The sequence below is a fragment of the Fretibacterium sp. genome (assembly GCF_057312375.1).
On sequence record NZ_DBHLDX010000007.1, the window covers coordinates 37,370 to 55,406 of the forward strand.

Annotated in this window: 19 protein-coding genes; 5 read left to right on the forward strand and 14 right to left on the reverse strand. The window is 61.0% G+C overall.

The annotated features are described in order from the left end of the window. Nucleotides 1–3 precede the first annotated feature (3 nt). The 5 genes from ACO41U_RS02345 to ACO41U_RS02365 form a co-directional block, all read right to left on the reverse strand. Nucleotides 4–894 carry a cell division protein FtsX gene (locus tag ACO41U_RS02345; RefSeq protein ID WP_298778274.1) on the reverse strand — a complete coding sequence of 297 codons (891 nt, stop codon included), beginning with the start codon at nucleotides 892–894 and terminating at the stop codon, nucleotides 4–6. After that, nucleotides 881–1,576 carry a cell division ATP-binding protein FtsE gene (locus ACO41U_RS02350; RefSeq protein WP_485941324.1) on the reverse strand — a complete coding sequence of 232 codons (696 nt, stop codon included), beginning with the start codon at nucleotides 1,574–1,576 and terminating at the stop codon, nucleotides 881–883. The genes ACO41U_RS02345 and ACO41U_RS02350 overlap by 14 nt, the downstream gene beginning before the upstream one ends. Before the next feature lie 50 nt (nucleotides 1,577–1,626). Then, nucleotides 1,627–2,547: a transketolase family protein gene (locus tag ACO41U_RS02355; RefSeq protein WP_485941325.1), complete on the reverse strand. Its 921-nt coding sequence runs from the start codon at nucleotides 2,545–2,547 to the stop codon at nucleotides 1,627–1,629. Next, nucleotides 2,544–3,359 (reverse strand): transketolase, encoded by an 816-nt coding sequence (locus ACO41U_RS02360; RefSeq protein ID WP_485941326.1) that lies wholly within the window; start codon nucleotides 3,357–3,359, stop codon nucleotides 2,544–2,546. The genes ACO41U_RS02355 and ACO41U_RS02360 overlap by 4 nt, the downstream gene beginning before the upstream one ends. Nucleotides 3,360–3,459: 100 nt before the next feature. Further along, nucleotides 3,460–4,371: a hypothetical protein gene (locus ACO41U_RS02365; RefSeq protein WP_485941327.1), complete on the reverse strand. Its 912-nt coding sequence runs from the start codon at nucleotides 4,369–4,371 to the stop codon at nucleotides 3,460–3,462. Nucleotides 4,372–5,127: 756 nt separating this feature from the next. On the opposite strand from ACO41U_RS02365, the gene ACO41U_RS02370 reads away from it, so the two are divergent. The 4 genes from ACO41U_RS02370 to ACO41U_RS02385 all read left to right on the forward strand — a co-directional run bounded on the left by ACO41U_RS02370 (nucleotide 5,128) and on the right by ACO41U_RS02385 (nucleotide 8,541). After that, nucleotides 5,128–6,144, forward strand: coding sequence for a methionine ABC transporter ATP-binding protein (locus ACO41U_RS02370; RefSeq protein WP_485941328.1), 1,017 nt, complete (start codon nucleotides 5,128–5,130; stop codon nucleotides 6,142–6,144). A 2-nt stretch (nucleotides 6,145–6,146) separates the two neighbouring features. Beyond that, entirely contained in the window at nucleotides 6,147–6,815 is a 669-nt protein-coding gene (locus ACO41U_RS02375; protein ID WP_298778290.1) for a methionine ABC transporter permease, read from the forward strand. Nucleotides 6,816–6,865: 50 nt separating this feature from the next. Beyond that, on the forward strand, nucleotides 6,866–7,696 hold the full coding sequence (locus ACO41U_RS02380; protein WP_485941329.1) for a MetQ/NlpA family ABC transporter substrate-binding protein: 831 nt from the start codon (nucleotides 6,866–6,868) through the stop codon (nucleotides 7,694–7,696). A 272-nt stretch (nucleotides 7,697–7,968) separates the two neighbouring features. Next, nucleotides 7,969–8,541, forward strand: coding sequence for a nitroreductase family protein (locus ACO41U_RS02385; protein WP_485941330.1), 573 nt, complete (start codon nucleotides 7,969–7,971; stop codon nucleotides 8,539–8,541). Nucleotides 8,542–8,612: 71 nt separating this feature from the next. Here ACO41U_RS02385 and clpB read toward each other — a convergent pair whose 3' ends face one another. From clpB to ACO41U_RS02430, 9 genes are all read right to left on the reverse strand, one after another. Beyond that, nucleotides 8,613–11,225 carry an ATP-dependent chaperone ClpB gene (gene clpB, locus ACO41U_RS02390; protein ID WP_485941331.1) on the reverse strand — a complete coding sequence of 871 codons (2,613 nt, stop codon included), beginning with the start codon at nucleotides 11,223–11,225 and terminating at the stop codon, nucleotides 8,613–8,615. 237 nt (nucleotides 11,226–11,462) lie between these two features. Further along, nucleotides 11,463–12,797: a replicative DNA helicase gene (dnaB, locus tag ACO41U_RS02395; protein ID WP_485941332.1), complete on the reverse strand. Its 1,335-nt coding sequence runs from the start codon at nucleotides 12,795–12,797 to the stop codon at nucleotides 11,463–11,465. 4 nt (nucleotides 12,798–12,801) lie between these two features. After that, nucleotides 12,802–13,254, reverse strand: a complete 453-nt coding sequence (gene rplI, locus ACO41U_RS02400; protein WP_298781988.1) for a 50S ribosomal protein L9 — start codon at nucleotides 13,252–13,254, stop codon at nucleotides 12,802–12,804. Nucleotides 13,255–13,392: 138 nt separating this feature from the next. Further along, on the reverse strand, nucleotides 13,393–14,424 hold the full coding sequence (locus ACO41U_RS02405) for a DUF2232 domain-containing protein (RefSeq protein ID WP_485941333.1): 1,032 nt from the start codon (nucleotides 14,422–14,424) through the stop codon (nucleotides 13,393–13,395). A gap of 42 nt (nucleotides 14,425–14,466) precedes the next feature. Next, nucleotides 14,467–14,745 (reverse strand): 30S ribosomal protein S18, encoded by a 279-nt coding sequence (gene rpsR / locus ACO41U_RS02410; RefSeq protein WP_298781992.1) that lies wholly within the window; start codon nucleotides 14,743–14,745, stop codon nucleotides 14,467–14,469. Nucleotides 14,746–14,832: 87 nt separating this feature from the next. After that, nucleotides 14,833–15,357, reverse strand: coding sequence for a single-stranded DNA-binding protein (locus ACO41U_RS02415; RefSeq protein WP_298781993.1), 525 nt, complete (start codon nucleotides 15,355–15,357; stop codon nucleotides 14,833–14,835). A 13-nt stretch (nucleotides 15,358–15,370) separates the two neighbouring features. Next, entirely contained in the window at nucleotides 15,371–15,652 is a 282-nt protein-coding gene (rpsF, locus tag ACO41U_RS02420; RefSeq protein ID WP_298781996.1) for a 30S ribosomal protein S6, read from the reverse strand. 89 nt (nucleotides 15,653–15,741) lie between these two features. Beyond that, a complete protein-coding gene (locus ACO41U_RS02425) occupies nucleotides 15,742–16,020 on the reverse strand; it encodes a glutaredoxin family protein (protein ID WP_298781998.1) in 279 nt (92 codons plus the stop codon). Nucleotides 16,021–16,118: 98 nt separating this feature from the next. Continuing rightward, entirely contained in the window at nucleotides 16,119–17,297 is a 1,179-nt protein-coding gene (locus tag ACO41U_RS02430) for a M26 family metallopeptidase (protein ID WP_485941334.1), read from the reverse strand. Between the two features lie 511 nt (nucleotides 17,298–17,808). Here ACO41U_RS02430 and ACO41U_RS02435 point away from each other — a divergent pair. Continuing rightward, on the forward strand, nucleotides 17,809–18,037 hold a 229-nt coding region (locus ACO41U_RS02435), incomplete at its 3' end, for a zinc-ribbon domain-containing protein (protein WP_485941335.1).

The window sequence follows — 18,037 nt, forward strand, 5'->3', positions numbered from 1 at the left end:
CTCCTATTCCGGTCGGGTCTCAGCGTGCATGAAGCGCGCCACCACGATGTAGCTGCACACCCAACCCAGTGTCGCCCCGAAGCCGACGAGGAGGACGCAGAAGCGCGCGATCACGTAGGGGTCCGCCACCAGCCCCGAAGTCAGGAAGGGCAGGTTGCGCTGAAGGATAGAGATGCCCGGCAGGTACGTCGAAACGATCCCTCCCACCGCGATCAGGGACCCCACGAGGGACAGGAGCGTGCCCTCAAGGACGAAGGGCGTCGCGATGTAGGCCCGGGTCGCCCCCACCAGGTACATGATGCCGATCTCCTCCCGCCGGGAGTAGAGGGAGATGTGGATCGTGTTGTAGACGACCAGGGCGGTTATGACGATGGAGAGGACGAACATCATGAACGCCACGCGGGAGGAAACGCGGGAGAGGGCCTTGACCCTCTGGACGACCATCCCCGCATAGATGACGTCCTCGATCTCCGGCATGGCCATCAGCGTCCGAACCAGGGGCTCCACGTCGGAAGCGTTCTGGACCCGGATCTCAAAGTTCCATGGGATGGGGTTATCGCCCAGGAGGTCCAGCGCCCGGGATTGGCTACCCATCTTCTCCTGCAGTTTTGCGAGGGACTCCGCAGGGGAATAGGCCTTCGTCGCCGCCACGGCCTCCAGCGCCTGAATTTTTCGCAGGACCTGCTCCACGTCGCTGCCCTTTCGGACGTAGGCTTGAATGACCAGCTCGCTCTCAAGGCGGGAGAGCAGGTTCTCGATGTTGAGGGAGAAGAGCGTCGTCATCCCCAGGATCCAGAGCATCACGGAAGCGGTGACGAGGGTGAGCATGCCAAGGACCCAGTGGTTGACGATGAGGCGCCCCATGTCCCTCAGAATGTATCTAAAGGTTGTCATCGGCGAAGTACCCTCCCGACATCTCGTCGCGAATCAGCCTTCCGGCGTCGAGTTCGACGACCCTCTGGCGGCAGGAGTCCACGATGTACTGATTGTGCGTTGACATCACGACCGTCACCCCTCCGGCGTTGATGGCGAAGAGGACCTTCATCACCTCCGCCGCCGTGTGAAAATCCAGGTTGCCCGTCGGCTCGTCCGCGATAAAGAGCGAAGGGGAGTTGGCCAGCGCACGCGCTATCGCCACGCGCTGCTGTTCCCCTCCCGACAGCTGAGCCGGCCGCATGAAGCGGCGTCGCCAGAGCCCCACCTGTTCGATGACCTCGTTCGTCCGATAGGAAACGATCTTTGGCGGCACGGCCATGGCCTCCATCACGAAGGCGATGTTCTCGTAGACCGTCAGGTGCGGGATCAGCTTGAAATCCTGCGCCACCAGCCCCACGTCCCGCCTGTAATAGGGGATGTCCGCCTTCCGCATCTCCCGCAGGTTCGCGTTGTTGACCCGAACCGAGCCGCGGGTCGGCAGAAGCTCCCGCGTGATGATCCTCAGGAGGGTGGACTTGCCCGATCCGGTGGCTCCGACGACGTAGACGAACTCCCCTTTGTTGATTTCAAGGTTGATATCCCTCAGGGCGACGATATCAGGCTCAAAGACCTTGCTCACCCCTGAAAAAGTGATCTTCAATATGGCGTTCCCCTTCGATAATCAGCTCATCGCAGGGCGCAGTGGGCGCCCTATCCTACCCTGCGCCTGGCCCAAGCCTGCACCGCGGCGCTGACGACCTGAGTCGCCGTCAGCCCGTAGTAGTCCCTCAAGTGCTGAGTTGACCCGCTCTGTCCGAAGCCGCCGCTCGCCGTCACGGGCAGGACGGGCACCGGGTACTCCTGAGCGGCGAGGGCCGTCACGCTCTCAAAGAGCCCTCCCGCCAAAAAGTGCTCCTCCGCCACGACGCAGCATCCCGTCTTTTGGAGGGATGAGAGAATCGAACGACCGGGCAGGGGGCTGACGCAGCAGCAGTCGATGACCTCAGCGTGCAGGCCCTGCTGCGCCAGAATGTCCGTGGCCTTCAGGGCCTCCTTTACCATGATACCACACGCGCAGATCGTGATGTCGCCCCCCGGCCGCAGCGTTCGGGCCCCTGTAAAGCAGAGGTGCTCCTGCTCCTCGCCCAGAGCGGCATTGCGCTCCTCCGCAAACCGGAGGAAGGCAGGTCGGCGACGACGAAGGGCCTCCCGAAGCAGGGCGACCGAGGCGTCCCTGTCCGAGGGGACGAGGAGCGTTATCCCCGGCAGAAGGCGCATGAGGGCCACGTCCTCAAGCATTTGACGCGCCGCTCCCTCATAGCCCGCAGAGAAGCCGGAGTCGTACCCCACGATGCAGACCGGCAGCGCGGTCAGGGCAATCGCGGAACGAATCTGCTCATAGGCGCGACCGAGGAGGAACGACGTCGCCCCGCTCAGCACGACCCTGCGGCCGCCATAGGCCATCCCCGCCGCCATCAGCACCAGACCCTGTTCCCCGACGCCGGGGACGTAGGGGCGCTGTCCGGGCCAAAGCGGCGGCGCGCAATCTCCCGCCAGCGCCACGTCGGCGAACTCGCCGCCGCACCCCAGGGCCTCCTCAAGAAACGACCGATAGACCTTCCGAAGCGTCATCGGAGCTCACGCCTTATCCCGCTGATCAGCACGTCCGCCGCCTGACGGTCCAGAGGCCCCTCGTCGTCCATCAGTTCGTCGCTGCCGTGCGGCAGCCCGCGGCCGCGGACGGTCCGGGCCAGCAGGACGCGCATCCCTTTCCCCCGATCCTCCGCCGTCAACTCGCTCCAGGCCTCGTTCAGGGCCTCCACGTCGTGGCCGTCCGCACGGACGGCCTCACAGCGCCCAACCGCGGAGAGCGCCCTCGTCGCATCGGCGTCTGCTCCGTCCGACTCGACGATGAGGATCAGGCCGGGGAGCACCGCCTCCGCGGCAAGGGTCAGCGTTTCGTACACGGGCCCTGAGGCCAGCTCGTCCGCGCCGAGGAGGCAGACGACCCTGGCCTCCGATGCAGCGTCCCGCAACGCCAGAGCCAGCCCCAGGGCAAGCCCTAGGCCGATGCCGCGCACCCCACAGGACACGTCGATCCCCGGAGCGTGCCGAAACTCCGGGGCGGACTGCAGCATGCCGCCCAGGCGCCGGTACTCCCACAGCTCCTCCCGCGGGAAAAAGCCGTACTCCGCAAGCGTGGCGTACAGGGCCGGCGCGGCGGCGACGCGGCTCAGGACAAAGCGATCCCGCCCCTCGTCGAGGGGCGATTCGGGATGAACGCGCAGCACCCGGCCGTAGAGCCAGACCAGAAGGTCCACGCTGGACACGGCGGAAAAGAGGTAGCCGTCGTGAAGCGCCCCCGGCATCCCGGCGATATCCCGACGCACGCAGAGGGCCCGCTCCTGAAGCGCCTCCGTCCCGCAGTCCTCCCTCTTTTCCATTCGGCCCCTCCCATCACCACCGCTGCGCTCAATATAAGTCCAAACGCTCCTGAACCCCCGAAGCGGGGCGCTCAGGAGCGCGCCGTTCAAGGCCGGACGGCTAGGTCCGGCTCAACGAAACGCCGCCGCCCAACCCTCGCATGTAGCGGGAGCGGTCCTCCAGGGCGCGGTCGACATCGCGCTGCCCCCAAAGGGCCAGCATCACCTCGCGGATGGGCAGCTTTCGGCGTTCCCGCAGCTCCGTCCAGAGGGCAGGGGGCAGAAACGCCCAGGTCAGGAACTCGCCTCGAGTGAGGCGGTCCAGGACGAGGTATCCCGCGCGCGGGTTGTACAGGAAGATCGGCGTGATCCGCTGCGACGCCATGTGCTTCAGGTCCCCCCGCGAAAAGGAGAGGGCCTCCAGTTCCTGAAGGTCCGACTCGGTGGGCAGGTTCAGGATGGAAAACCATATCCGGAACTCGTTCTCCGGGTCGCCAAGCAGCTCAGGGCCGGCCTTGACCCAGGCCTTAAGACGGGTGACGGCGTCGTACTCCCCACGCGCCATGGCAAAGCGGAGCGCCCAATACGCCTTTCGCAGGACCTCGTCGTCGTTCAGGCAAAGGGCAAAGGCTGCCTCGTCCTGAAAGGGGAAGTCGTCGAAAAACGCGGCGTGGTCCTTCATAAAGCCCTTCAGGGCAAGGACCGTCGACATGTGGCTCCCCGGCGGGTCCATCTGGGCCAGCAACTCCCCCCGCAGGAAGGCCACGGTGTCCTTCGGCAGGCTGATGAGCGTGGAAGCGTCCAAGGGCAGCGTGAGCGCCTCGTTCTCGTAAAGCGACACGGCCGACATCCCCCCGCCCGGCTTCCCCCAGGACCAGGAGTCGCCGGCGCCTGCGGCGGGCACGCCCACCAGGCAGCGGTTGTGGGGCAAAAGCAACATCACAAAGGGTCCCTCTGGGGGGGTGATCCCCTCCGGAACGGATGCCTGCGGCAGCTTCGCCAAGGTTCCATTGGACATCAACTCAAAGATCAACCTGTTCCCCCCTCACACTTCGTTCCGCCGCGCCCCCTTTCAAAAGGCACAGGTCACAACGCACGCCAACGATCAAAGGATACCACAACCCCTCTATAAAAACACCTTGAAAAACCTCACTCCGCTTGGAGACGTCTGGCTGTGCTGCGAAGGCTTCCTTTCCCCGGGGACTTACCGGGGTCACATTATCACTGATCGACGACACGTGGAAAAGTCTTCCTTGACAGCCCATGAATATTTTGTTAGAGTTGGCGCTGATAAAGTTCAGTTTGGCCCCTTTGGGGAACTCTCTTGCGGAAGGAGGATCGCCATGCGCTACGCCGTGACGTGATGCGCCGATGACGGTGCACGGAGTGCATTATGTCGCCGCGCGGGCTGCGCGTGGAAGGATCCGGCTCCTTCAAACTTTTCTTAAAATTCCGCTCTGTCTTATTCTGTTTTTCGACAGGATCCGCGTCAGACATGGAAGTCTCTTTGATGCGGGAAGGAATTTCCCTGCCGTATCTTTCATCCTGCCCCCGTTTTTCGTCGATTCGACGGCGGCATCTATAACTCATTGCATTGAGGCGGACGCGAGAAGTTAAGACAGCGTTCTCATTATGCGTTGCACACAGCGAAACGGCAGTGAACCTGATACTCACGAAGCCGTTCGCAGCGCTGGTTCATGTTGTTTGCCCGCTGTTACCGGACGATAGCCGCTAAAAAGCGCCCATTAATTAAAGGTACGTGTATTTTGCCGGGGCCGGAGGAATTGCATTGATTGAGATCGAGCACCTGTACAAGGTTTGGGACGACAATGACAAGGCAGTGGTTTTAAAGGATATCAACGTCACGATCCAGGACGGTGATATCTATGCGCTGGTTGGACGAAGCGGGGCCGGAAAATCGACGTTGCTCCGGTGTATCAATGGCCTTACGGACTATCAGTCGGGGAGCCTGAGGGTGGACGGGCGCGAGATCAAAGGGTTGGGAGAGAAGGAGATTCGTAACCTGCGCCGGCATATCGGAATGATATTCCAGCAGTTTTCCCTCTTGGAGCGCGAAACCGTCTACGACAACGTGGCCCTGCCGATGAAGTGCTGGAAGTACCCCAAGGCCAGCATCGACAAAAAGGTCCTGGAGTTGCTTGACCTGGTGGGGCTTTCCGAAAAAGCGCAGGTGAGGCCCAGGAACTTGAGCGGCGGCCAAAAACAGCGGGTCGCGATCGCGCGGGCACTCACCATGGAACCGAGCATCCTGCTCTGCGACGAGGCTACCTCCGCGTTAGATCCCAAGACGACCCTGTCTATCCTGGACCTGCTGAAGGAGATCAACCGGAAGATCGGTATCACCATCGTCGTGGTGACCCATCAGATGGAGGTGGTACGCAAGATTTGCCGGAGAGCGTGCATCATGGAGCATGGCGAAGTTGCCGCGCAGGGTTCCGTCAAGGACATCTTCATTGAGCAGCCCAGGTCGCTCATGAGGCTTTTGGGGGAGGGAAAAGCGAAACTCCCGGAGCAGGGACACAATATTCGGATAGCACATCTGCTGAACAGTCTGGACGAGGGGAAATTGTTCGGTCAGATGTATGCAGATCTGCAATGCGTGTTCCCGATCATCAGCGGAAAAATCCAATCTTTTGAGGATGACAGGCTGGGGATTTTCGTCATCAATGTCGATGATAGCCAGATGGGTAAGGTCGCCGCCTACCTGACGGAAAAAGGCGCCAGTTGGACGGAACTTTTGCCGGAAGTGGAAGATCAGAACGACGAACCGGAAGAGGATGAATAACCATGGCCCTGTCCCGATACAGCTTTGCACAGATTTTTCAGCTACTGATACTGCCCGCCATTTTCGACACCCTCAAGATGCTCCTCATCTCCGGGTTTCTGTCGGTCGCTTTCGGTTTCGTGATTGGGGTTATCCTGGTTGTAACGGAGAAGGGTGGGCTTTGCGAAAATGTTGTCGTCAATCGTATTCTTGATTTTATTGTGAACGTTATCCGCTCTTTTCCCTTTATCATCCTGATGATCTCCATCATACCGTTCACTCGATTGATCGTGGGGTCATCCATCGGAGATACAGCTGCTCTCGTTCCCCTGACAGTAGCCTGCACTCCCTTTATAGCGCGTACCTTTCAGAACAGCCTGAAAGAGGTTGACCCAGCTTTGATTGAGGCAGCTCGATCCTTTGGTGCATCTAGGAGCCAGATCGTTTTGAAGGTGATGCTGAAGGAGTCTGTCCCATCCATCGTGTCGGGGCTGTGTCTGGCCATCATCAATCTTTTGGGTGCTACGGCTATGGCCGGCGCCGTCGGGGCGGGGGGACTTGGGGCGGTCGCTTTGACTTACGGGTACCAGAACTTCAACGAAAAAATCATGTACTCGATCGTCCTGATTTTGGTTGCCCTGGTGATCCTGATCCAATACCTAGGTGACTGGATTTACAGAAAATTAAAGTAAGTGGGCAGACAGGGATTTTTGGAACTAAATCATTGAAGGAGGAAATCACGATGAAAAATGTGAATATCTTTGTGGGAGTTCTGCTTGTGTTTTTGCTTTGCGGTACGGCATTAGCGTCGGGACAGGCGGAGAAAACGGCCTCGCCAGGAGCCCAGATCAAGCCTCATGTAAAGATTGGGGTGCGCACGGATATGGTGAACCAGATCGGCTCCGCCAAGGATGCGATCGAGGCTCTAGGCTATGAAGTGGAGCCGATCGTCTTCGACGACAGCGTGCAGCCAAACATCGCGCTCGCCGAGGGTAGCATAGACATGAACTGGTACCAGCATGAGCCCTACATGCAAAATTACAACAGGGACAAGGGAACGAACTTTGTTATGGTTCAGCCCAAGACCTTTTACCCTTTGTTTGCCATGTTCTCCAGCAAGTGGGACACCGTAGATCAGCTCCCAGAAGGCGCCACGATCGGTCTTTGCAACGACGCGACCAATCAGGCAAGGGGGCTCAAAATGCTCGAAGCTCATAAGTTGATCGTTCTTGACCCCGAGGCGGAGGTGCCTACAGTTCTGGATGTCAAGGAGAATCCCCGCAAATTCAAATTCATCACGGCGGAGATGTCCGTTCTGCCTCAGGCCATACGAGATGTGGATGGAATCTGCCTAGCTGCGGGGCATATGGTGAACGCCGGCATGTCCGTCGAAAAGTTCGTCTGCCAGTCCGACGACAATGAAAAGTACGCGGTCGGATTTGTTGTCAGGGCAGAAGACAAGGACGCAGTGTGGGCGCGGGAGATTGCGGAAGCGGTGCAGTGCGACAACCTGGCAGAATACTTCAAAACGGAAAAGCACGGCACGCAGATCTCCCTGTGGCAGAAAAACTAACCGCGTTTGGAGCTGATCCAGATACGCCCATGGTAGCCTGGGGCGGGCTTGTGAGTTTTCACAGTTTCGCTTTTGTTTCCCTTACAACTTTTGACATTACTTGACAAAATCCCCGCTTCATATTAAAAGCGTGTCGGAAGGATATCCTTGGCCCCGCAAAGGGGAGCAAGGGAGGTGGGCGAAAAGAGGCCAACGGGCCTGGGCGTGTCGTTCGCGGCGGACAACAGGAGCAGGGATTTTCTTTAATTTATGCGATGCAAAGGAGAACAGCCATGAGCATGATTCAGGCGCTGACAAACCGTCGGAGCATTTACGCGCTCAACAGGGACCTGCCGATCCCGGAATCGGAGGTCGAGGACCTGATCCGACAGGTGACCGAACTCGTCCCGGACGCCTTCAACATGAGGAGCGCCCGGGTCGCCGTGGCCCTCGGCAAGATGCAGGACGCGCTCTGGGAGGCGATCTACGACGCCTTCGGCGGCAAGGTCGAACGGGGAAAGATCGACGGATTCAAGGCCGCTGCGGGCACCATCCTGTACTTCTACGACCAGGACATCGTCAAGGCTCTGCAGGAACGGTTCCCAGCCTATGCCGAGAACTTCCCCACCTGGGCGAACCAGGCGAACGGCATGCTGCAGATATCCCTGTGGGCGGCCCTTCGGGAACGGAACGTGGGGGCCAACATTCAGCACTACAACCCCGTCATCGATCCCAGGGTCAGAGCGTTGTTCGGCCTTCCGACGTCGTGGGTCCTGCTGGCGCAGATGCCCTTTGGAGGGATCGCGGCTCAGCCGGAGGCCAAGGAGAAGGAGGACGTTTCCCTGCGCGTGAAGGTCTTCCGGTAGGGCTTTTCCTGCAAAACGCGGAGCGGGCGGCAGCCGTTCATCCGGCTTGCCGCCCGCTTTTAACCCCATCCCTATTTGTCCGCAAAGGAGAAGGTGAGCTCTCCGTCCTTCAGGCCGACCTCGACCTTGGAGTGGTCCCGAATGCCTCCGGCGATGAGGGCCCGCGCCAGCTTCGTTTCCACGTTGTGCGTGATGTACCGCTTGAGCGGACGCGCGCCGTAGACGGAATCGTACCCCGCCTCCCCGATGAAGTTCACCGCCTCATCGCTGAAGTGCAGCGCGATCTGCCTGTCGGCCAGCCGTTCCTCCAGGTGTCCGAGGAGAAGCCGGACGATCTGACGGACTTCGTCGCGGGTCAGCGGCTTGAAGAAGACGATGTCGTCCACGCGGTTCAGGAACTCGGGACGGAACGCGCCGCGCAGCGCGTTCATCACTTCCTTCCTCGCGCTCTCCGAGATGTTGCCGTCCGCTGTGATGCCCTCCAGCAGGGCGCTCGACCCGATGTTGCTGGTCATGATGATCACGGTGTTCTTGAAGTCCACCACGCGGCCGTGGCTGTCCGTGATGCGCCCGTCGTCCAGGACCTGAAGCAGGATGTTGAACACGTCCGGATGGGCCTTCTCGATCTCGTCGAACAGGATGACGGAATAGGGACGCCGCCTCACGGCCTCCGTCAGCTGCCCGCCCTCGTCATACCCCACGTAGCCGGGAGGCGCCCCCACGAGGCGCGACACGGAGTGCTTTTCCATGTACTCGGACATGTCGATGCGGATGATGTTCTCCTCGCTGTCGAACAGCGCCTCCGCCAGGGTCTTGGCCAGCTCCGTCTTGCCGACGCCGGTGGGCCCCAGGAAGATGAAGGAGCCGATGGGCCGGCGCGGGTCCCGGATGCCGCTCCGCGCGCGCAGCACGGCGTCCGCCACCAGCTGAACGGCCTCGTCCTGTCCGACGACCCTCCTGTGGAGGACCTCGTCCAGCTTCAGGAGCTTCTCCCGCTCCCCCTCCAGGAGCTTCGTCACAGGGATACCCGTCCAGCGGCTGACGATATCCGCGATCTCGTCCTCCGTGACCTCCTCGCGCAGGAGGCTTCCGGGGGCGTTCTGCCCCTCCTTCTCCGCCTCGCGGGCCTTCAGCTCCTCCTCCAGCTTCTGCAGCTTGCCGTAGCGAAGCTCCGCCACCCGGTTGAGGTCGTACTGATGCTCGGCCCTCTCGATCTCGGCCTTCACCTCGTCGATCTGGCTGCGCAGCTGGCGGATGCCCACGATGCTCTTCTTCTCCGCCTCGTACTGGGCACGGAGGGCGTCCGCTTCGGTGCGGGCCTCCTGCAGCTCCTTCTGCAGCACCTTGAGGCGCTCCTGGGAGGCCGCGTCCTGCTCGCGCTTCAGGGCCGTTTCCTCGATTTCAAGCTGCATCACGCGCCGGCTGGCCGCGTCCAGCTCGGACGGCAAAGAGTCGATCTCCGTCCGGATCATGGCACAGGCCTCGTCCACCAGGTCGATGGCCTTGTCGGGCAAAAAGCGGTTCGTAATGTAGCGATTCGAGAGGACCGCTGCCGCCACCAGCGCGTTGTCGCGGATGCGCACGCCGTGGTGGACCTGCAGCTTCTCGCGGATGCCGCGCAGGATGGAGATCGTGTCCTCCACGTCGGGCTGCTCCACGGTCACGGGCTGGAACCGCCGTGCCAGGGCCGCGTCCTTCTCGATGTACTTTCGGTACTCATCGACGGTCGTCGCCCCGATGCAGTGCAGCTCGCCCCGCGCCAGCATGGGCTTCAGCATGTTGCCCGCGTCCACGGCGCCCTCTGCCGCACCAGCCCCGACGATGGTGTGCAGCTCGTCGATGAACAGGACGATGCGCCCCTCGCTCTGCTTCACCTCGTTCAAGACGGCCTTCAGCCGCTCCTCAAACTCGCCGCGGAACTTGGCCCCGGCGACCAGCGACCCCATGTCCAGGGCAAAGACCGTCCGGTCCTTCAGTCCCTCCGGCACATCTCCGCGCACGATGCGCTGCGCCAGCCCCTCCACGATGGCCGTCTTACCAACTCCGGGGTCACCGATCAGCACGGGGTTGTTCTTCGTCTTGCGGCTCAGGATGCGGATGACGCGACGCACCTCCTCGTCACGCCCGATCACCGGGTCCAGCTTCCCCTCCCGCGCCGCAGCCACCAGGTCGCGCCCGTACTTGGCGAGGGCCTCGTAGGTGGCTTCGGGGTCCGCGCTCTGCACCCGCTGAGAGCCGCGGACCTCCGTCAACGCCTTCAAGAAGCGATCCTCCGTGATGCCCAGGCGATTCAGGACGCGCCCCAGATTGGTGTTCGTCCCCTCGTCCAACATCGCAAGGAACAGGTGCTCGACGGAAACGTACTCGTCTTTAAGCGCCTTCGCGCGCTCCTCTGCGGCGACAAGGAGCCTGTTGAGCCGCGGGGTCACGTAGACCTTTCCCGGCTCCGCCCCGCTGCCCGAAACGCGCGGCATACGGGCTACCTCGTCGGAAACGAGCTTCTCCAGCACCTTGGGGTCCACTTCCATGCGGCGAAGCATGCGCGGGATCAGCCCCTCCGCGTCCTGCAAGAGCGCCAGCATAAGGTGCTCCACGTCCACCTGCTGGTGGCTTCGGGCCGCCGCAATGTCCTGCGCGGCCGCCAAGGCAGACTGGCTCTTCGTCGTCAATTTATTGAAGTCCATACCTATAACCTCCCCATGAAGGATATATTCTTAACTTTATCGTCCTGGTTAAGGGGCCCGCAGGCCCCTTAATTCCTGACCAATAATGACCAATATTATAGAGAAAGGCTCTAGGACCGCAATCGGTTGTTTTTCGTAATCGGAGCTCCGAGCTGACGGCCGGGCGGCCGATACAGGGAGCACACGCCCACGGCAAGCTGCAAGGAAGGGGACCGGCCAGCGACCGGTCCCCTTTCCTTAACCCTTCCAGCTACGAAAGCGCGTGATCTCCCTTTGAAAGACGAGGGTGATCGTGTCCGTCGGCCCATTTCGGTTCTTGGCCAGGGTCAGCTGAGCCTCGCTGTCAACCCCCGGCTGGGTTTCCTCGTAGTAGTCCCTTCGATAGAGGAACATCACCGTGTCCGCGTCCTGCTCGATGGCCCCCGAATCCCGGAGGTCCGAGAGCATCGGCTTCTTGTCGGGACGTTTCTCCGTTTCGCGCGACAGCTGGGAGAGGGCGATGACGGGGCAGGCCAACTCGCGGGCGACCCCTTTCAACATGCGGGATATCTCGGAAACCTCCTGTTGGCGGTTGTCCGTCTGACGACCGCCAAAGCTCATCAGCTGCAGGTAATCCACGATCACGAGCCCCAAGGACGGATAACGGGACTTGAACCTGCGGCAGCGCGCCCGAAAATCCATCGTGGTCAGCATGGAGCTGTCGTCGATGAAGATGGGCCTCTGCGTCAGAACGCCGGCGGCATTCTGAAGCTCGTCCCAGTCCCCCTTGCTCATGGTCCCGGTGTTCATCGCCTGGAGGTCCACCTCGGACTGCGCCGCCAGCATACGCTGCACCAGCTGTTCCGCGGACATCTCAAGGCTGAAGATCAGGACGGCCGCCCGGCTTCCTCCGCCCCCGAACTGCGCGATGTTGAGGGCGAAGGCCGTCTTTCCCATGGAGGGGCGCGCGGCGATGATGTTCAGGCTTCCCGGCTGAAAACCGGCCGTCAGGCGGTCCAGGTCCGCAAAGCTGGACTCGAAGCCGCTGACGTCCGAACCGCTCTCCTGATAGCGCTGTTCGATGTTCTGGAACGTCCTGCCCAGAATGTCGCTGACGGGGCGGAAGTCGGCCCGATTGTTGCGCTGAGAAACCTCAAAGACGGCCCGTTCCGCCTCATCCACGATCATGGCGCTCTCCAACTCGCTGGAGTACGCCAGGCTGACGATCTTGCTCCCCGCGTCGATCAGTCGACGGCGGACGGACTTCTCCCGAACGATGCCCGCGTGGAACGCGATGTTGGCCGTCGTCGGGACCTCCGCCACCAGGGCGGCGAGGAAGGGCTGCCCCCCCAGTTTGTCGAAGACGCCACGCCGGGCCAACTCCTCTCCAATGGTGACAAGGTCCACTGGTCGGCTGGCGTTGAACATCTCCCCCATCACCTCGTAGGCGGCTCGGTGGTTGAGGTCGTAAAAATCCTCCGGCCTCAGGGTTTCCAGGGCGATCCCCAGAGCCTCGTGCTCCAGGAGGCACGCGCCCAGCACGGCCCGCTCCGCGTCCAGGTTCTGGGGCGGGACCCTGTCGTAAAGCTGCATTCGGTTAGTCTTTCTGTGCGATCACGGACAGCGTCATGTCCGCGTGAACGCCGGCGTACAGCTTCAGCGCAAAGGGATAACTGCCCGGCTGTTTGATGACGTCCTCCATTTTAATGTCGCGCTTGTCCACCGCCCGACCGTACTGCCGGCTCAGGGCCTCGGCCACCTGAGCCGTGGTGATGCTCCCAAAGAGCTTCCCATTCTCCCCCGCCTTCGCCTCGATCTTCACGGACTTTCCCTGAAGCCCCTTCTTCGTTTCCTCAGCCTCCTGAAGCTGTTTTGCCTCCTTTTTCCTCTTGTTGGCCTGCTCCTCCTTCCACGCCGCCACCTTGCTGGGGGTCGCCTCGACGGCAAGATCCCGCGGGAAGAGAAAGTTGCGGGCGTACCCGTCGCTGACGTTCACAAGCGCGCCGGCGCTGCCCACTTTATTGACGTCCGCCTTCAAAATCACCTGCATGAAAGATTCTCCCTTCAAAAAAGCACAAAAGTCCCCGCGTTAACCTAAGGGAACCGTGGCCAGGGAAGCGCTTATCAATCTTCGAGCATCAAACGAAGGTATCCCTCGGCGCTTCCCTGAAGGCATTTCAGCCACACTCTACGTTCTGCGGTGCGTCGTCCTGCTCCTGAAGTCAAAGACGATATCGCCGATGCCCATGAGCACCTGCCACGGCCACGCCAGAGGGATCAGGAGCAGGACGGCGGCCAACGTCCGAAGGACGGGCCCCAGCCCTCGCCGCCCTATCCACCAGAAGGCCAGAGAAAGTCCCTCGACGAAAAAGAGGACGTTCAGGACCAGCTCCAGGTTGGCCGCAAACAGGGCGCCCGCCCTCCACTCGTCCAGACCCCACAGGAGGTTGATGACGAAGGCCAGGAAAAACGCCGGCAACAGGGACTTTGGAAAACGCCACTCCGTAAAGGCGGGCAGGGCGGGCGGGCGGTTCGCCTGTCCCCGCTGAAAATACCCGCACAGCTTGTAGTTGCACAGCGCGTCCAATCCCGCGTAGAGGAGGAGCATCGAGGGCGTCATGTAGGGCAACAACGCGGCGGTCTGCCTCATATTTTCCCGCATCGCGATCGTTTCCTGGAGGCCGGACGAGAAGCCCGCGTAGAGCCGTTCCATCATTTCCTCCATCTGTCCCACGTCAGGGGCCAGAAAGTTATGCCCCGTCAGCGCCCACAGGAGAAAGAAGAAGAACAGCTTCTCGGCGACGGACACGAAGGTGCAGGCCAAAAGCGCCTCGCCCCCGCTCCAGCTCTTCCTTGAGCTCGCGGCAAGGACAGCGGAGAGGGGGACCGAAGCCGTTACGAAGTACAGGGCGGAAGGGATCGGCAGGAAAAACGCCGTCAGCCCTCCCGTCAAGAGCATTCCCAGCCCCAACAACCGGCGTCCCTCCCGGCACCCCAGGAGGGCAAGCGGCAGCGGGGAGAAGAACAGGCCCCAGAAGCCCACCGCTGGAACGTAGTCCTTCGCCTTCAAGAGAAGGACCGTCAAAAGGGAAAAAAAGACCAGACGGCCAAGGGTGCTTTGTTTAAAAACGCTCTCCGGCCCCGGCATAGTCCACCCCCTTTTTAGGAATAAAAAAAGGGAGAGCCCTGTGGCCTCTCCCCATGCAAATTCAGCCGACATCCCGTCAAAGGACAGATGCCTCCCTCGCGCAACAGGAGAGGATCAATCCAGCGAGTAAGGCAGGAGCGCCATGTAACGCGCCCTCTTGATGGCCTCGGTCAAAAGCCTCTGGTGCTTTGCGCAGTTGCCCGTGACGCGGCGCGGAACGATCTTTCCCCGCTCGCTGATGTACTTGCGCAACTTCTCAACGTCTTTATAGTCGACCTTTTCCTGCTTCTCAACGCAGTAATAGCAGAACTTTGGGCGTCGCTTGGACCCCCTCCGCATGCCGCCGCGCGGTGCGCCGGCGCCTGCGGGCCTGCTCTCCCTCTCTCCGTTCATCTAAGAAATCCTCCTTAAAAATCTCCACGGACTACCGACGGAGGAGCGTTTAGCTGGCTCCTCCCAAGGTCCTGTCAGACGCCCCCGTCAAAAGGGGATGTCCGATTCGGAGTTCTTGTTGGTGTCCTTTTCCATCTCCGCAAAATCCATCGGGAAGTCGTCGCTGAACCCCTTCTCGTGGATGCTCTTGCCGAAATCCTCGTCGCCGGAGAAGGAGGACGGCGAGGAGTCGGGGGCAGTCTGGGGATCGTAAGGAACCCCTTCGTCCGAGGCCCTCTTTCCACCCACGAAGACAACCTCCCCTGCCTCCACCTCCGTCACGTATTTCTTCCCGGACCCGTCACGCGCGTCGTAGCTGCGCGAGCGTATCCGCCCCTCCACGAGGACGCCGCTCCCCTTCTTGAGGTAACGGCCGCAACGCTCAGCCAGAGGGCCCCACGCGACGACGGTTATAAAGTCCGTTCCATCCTGGTACTCCCCGCTCTTGTTCTTCCACGCATAGCCCACCGCCACGGTGAAGCGAGCCCACGCCCGCCTCTCCACCGTGTAACGAACGTCGGGGTCGCGGGCGAGATTGCCCATCAGAACCACTTTATTGAACCCTCTGGCCATTGTCGATCCTCCCTTACTCGTCCAAAAGGATGATCATCTGACGATAGACGTTGGAACGCAATCCAAGGATACGGCGCAACTCAAAGGTTCCCGCCGGCTCAAGGTCAAAGTTGAAGAGCACGTAGATTCCCTCGGATTTCTTCTGAATGGGGTAGGCCAGCGCCTTCTTTCCCCAGACATCCGTCTGGGTCACGTTGCCTCCCAGACTGCGCACGACTTCCTCGATCTTGCCGACCTCCTCCTTAGGGTCCTCAAGTTCAGCGCTAAGGATGGTCAGCATCTCGTAATGCCGCACGTCTGTCACCTCCTCCCTATGGTCTAATGGCCTCTTCCAACAGAAGAGGCAGGGCATAAAACTTTTTTATTATAACGACAGATAGAGGTTTACGCAAGCGCCGCTTCAAAGACGCGCTTGACGTTGGCCTTGCACTCCTCGTACCCCTCTCCTTTGTGCGCCTCGTACAGCTTCTCCGACCCGATGAACATCGTCGGCACGCTGTAGTAATCGTACCTCTCAGCCACCTCCGGGCGTTCACTCTCCTCCACCCAATCCATCTCGATCGCCCGATACCGGTCGTCCCCCGCCTTCAGCTCATCCATGGCCCTCCGGGCGTTCTTGCAATAGGGACAGGCATCGAGGTAAAAAAACGTGATTTTCTTCATCGCTGCAGCACACCTCCAAAATATTCGGACAGATTGCGAAATTATACCCTAAGGAGAGGGGACGGCCTCGACGGCCGCCCCCTCCGTTTGCTCACCGTTTATCTTTCGCTCTCGTTTCCGATCTCACGGCCGCCCTTGAGTCCGGTATGCACTGACGTGGACGGCTGGCAGTTCGTGTACCTGCCGCCGACGTAGCGGCCGATCAGTCCTCCCACGATGTCTCCGCCCCGGACTTCCTCGTCCGACGTGCAACGATCCAGCAGTCCCTTCTCCATCTGGCCGGCGACCCCACCGACGTTGGCCCTGCCGTTCACGGAGGCCGTCGAGATACAGCGCAGGGCGGTGCCTCCACGCCACAGGCCGAACGCGCCGCCGACCTGGTTCGTCCCCCTGACGTTGCCCTGGACCGAGGCGTCCTTCACCGTGCCCTGGGCGTTGAGTCCCAGCACCCCTCCCACGTTCTCCACGCCCTCCACGTTGCCGTCAAAGGCCACGGACTGGAACTGGATGGGCCCGGCCGCAGCTCCCGCTACGCCGCCGACGTTTTCCGTCCCCGTCACGACGCAGCGCTCGACTCCGACATTTTGCAGGAGCCCGGCCTGAAACGTCCCCGCCATGGCCCCAACGTTCTCGCGTCCCTCGATGCTGCTGTCGGAAACGGAAACGTGCATCAGGATGGAGCCGAATGCACCGCCGGCGATGCCGCCCGCGCTGGCCCCTGCGCCCTTCACCTTGCCGATAAACTCCGAGTTCAGGAGGCGGCACTCCACCGCGTTGCCGATCAGGCCGCCCACGTTCTGGCTGCCCGCGACGGCGCCGGATACGGAAACGTTCTTGACCGTGGACTTCTGAGCGGCGCCGGCCAGGATCCCGACCTCCGCCACGCCGTTCACCTCGGCGTCTTCAACGGTGAGGTTGTAGACGTAGGCTCCTGAGAGCGTTCCGAACAGGCCCACGGGGTCCTTCCCCACGTGCTTCAGCGACAGGCCGCTGATCGTGCGTCCATTGCCGTCAAAGACGCCGCTGAACGCCAAGGTTCGTCCGATGCGCGAGAAGCCGATGGGAGCCCAGGCCCTTCCTCCGAGGTCCACGTTGGCGGTCAGTCGAATGTGCTTGCCCGCGTAGTTCCTCCCGCCGTTGACCGAAGCGGCAAAGGCGCGAAGCTGCGCCTCCGTGCGGATGGTCCAGGGACTCCTTGCCGTACCCTGCCCACCCGCAAAGAGGGAAACCGCCCTTCGTTTGACGGTCTTTTTCCTATGGAGCCTCGTTCTCCGCACGGTCTTCTTTCCATCGGGCGTCTTGGTCACGACCCGTGGAGCACCCTCGGCTGAAATGGGGGCGAACTCGGGCAACACAAAGGCGAAACTCAGAGCGCATAGAAGACAGAGAGCAAACCCAAACCTGCTCAGGCCCTTCCCTGTTTTCCCCTCACGCGGCGATCTTCCGATAGACTCCATCGACCTTCGACATCCTTTCGCTTTTTAATCTTGAAACTCAAAAGCCCAAGCCACTCTTGCCCTCCATCCGACCGAGGCAAGCTTTCTTTACTATTTTATCCCAACTCAGGCGATCTTTGGGCATTTCGTCATATAAGTTCCCGTCGATCGCTCTCGCCATCCCATCCCTCACCGAGCTTTTTATTTTGACGGGCAGGAAAAACCGCCCCTGAAAACGCAAATCAATATTGACATAACCCCCGTCGTTCTGCAAAATAAACGGCGGAAGGTGGACGAAAATAAGCGCCGCGGCGCAGGCCTCGTCCGCTCGCAAATTTTAGGAGGAACGACGATGATGATCTGTCAGCACTGCGGAGCCCCTCTGGAAGCGGGGGTAGAGCTCTGTCCTTTCTGCGGCTCCCCGACGCCCTACAATGAGATGCTCCTGGACGAAAAGGTCCAGAGGAAACAGGCGCTTCAGCGGAAGAAAAAGCTGGATGGGCTAGCTGCCATCAAGCACGTTTCAGGCCTGTCCCTGCCCTTCCTCTGGATTGCAACCATGGGCATCTACAGCCCCGTGT

What these genes read in the sequence shown, in the direction of transcription:
- ACO41U_RS02355 (WP_485941325.1), bottom strand. Translation starts at nt 2,547, where the DNA reads ATGACGCTTCGGAAGGTCTATCGGTCGTTTCTTGAGGAGGCCCTGGGG.
- clpB (WP_485941331.1), bottom strand. Translation starts at nt 11,225, where the DNA reads ATGGACTTCAATAAATTGACGACGAAGAGCCAGTCTGCCTTGGCGGCC.
- ACO41U_RS02375 (WP_298778290.1), top strand. Translation starts at nt 6,147, where the DNA reads ATGGCCCTGTCCCGATACAGCTTTGCACAGATTTTTCAGCTACTGATA.
- ACO41U_RS02385 (WP_485941330.1), top strand. Translation starts at nt 7,969, where the DNA reads ATGAGCATGATTCAGGCGCTGACAAACCGTCGGAGCATTTACGCGCTC.
- ACO41U_RS02380 (WP_485941329.1), top strand. Translation starts at nt 6,866, where the DNA reads ATGAAAAATGTGAATATCTTTGTGGGAGTTCTGCTTGTGTTTTTGCTT.
- rplI (WP_298781988.1), bottom strand. Translation starts at nt 13,254, where the DNA reads ATGCAGGTGATTTTGAAGGCGGACGTCAATAAAGTGGGCAGCGCCGGC.
- dnaB (WP_485941332.1), bottom strand. Translation starts at nt 12,797, where the DNA reads ATGCAGCTTTACGACAGGGTCCCGCCCCAGAACCTGGACGCGGAGCGG.
- rpsR (WP_298781992.1), bottom strand. Translation starts at nt 14,745, where the DNA reads ATGAACGGAGAGAGGGAGAGCAGGCCCGCAGGCGCCGGCGCACCGCGC.
- ACO41U_RS02405 (WP_485941333.1), bottom strand. Translation starts at nt 14,424, where the DNA reads ATGTCGGCTGAATTTGCATGGGGAGAGGCCACAGGGCTCTCCCTTTTT.
- ACO41U_RS02415 (WP_298781993.1), bottom strand. Translation starts at nt 15,357, where the DNA reads ATGGCCAGAGGGTTCAATAAAGTGGTTCTGATGGGCAATCTCGCCCGC.
- ACO41U_RS02425 (WP_298781998.1), bottom strand. Translation starts at nt 16,020, where the DNA reads ATGAAGAAAATCACGTTTTTTTACCTCGATGCCTGTCCCTATTGCAAG.
- ACO41U_RS02360 (WP_485941326.1), bottom strand. Translation starts at nt 3,359, where the DNA reads ATGGAAAAGAGGGAGGACTGCGGGACGGAGGCGCTTCAGGAGCGGGCC.
- ACO41U_RS02345 (WP_298778274.1), bottom strand. Translation starts at nt 894, where the DNA reads ATGACAACCTTTAGATACATTCTGAGGGACATGGGGCGCCTCATCGTC.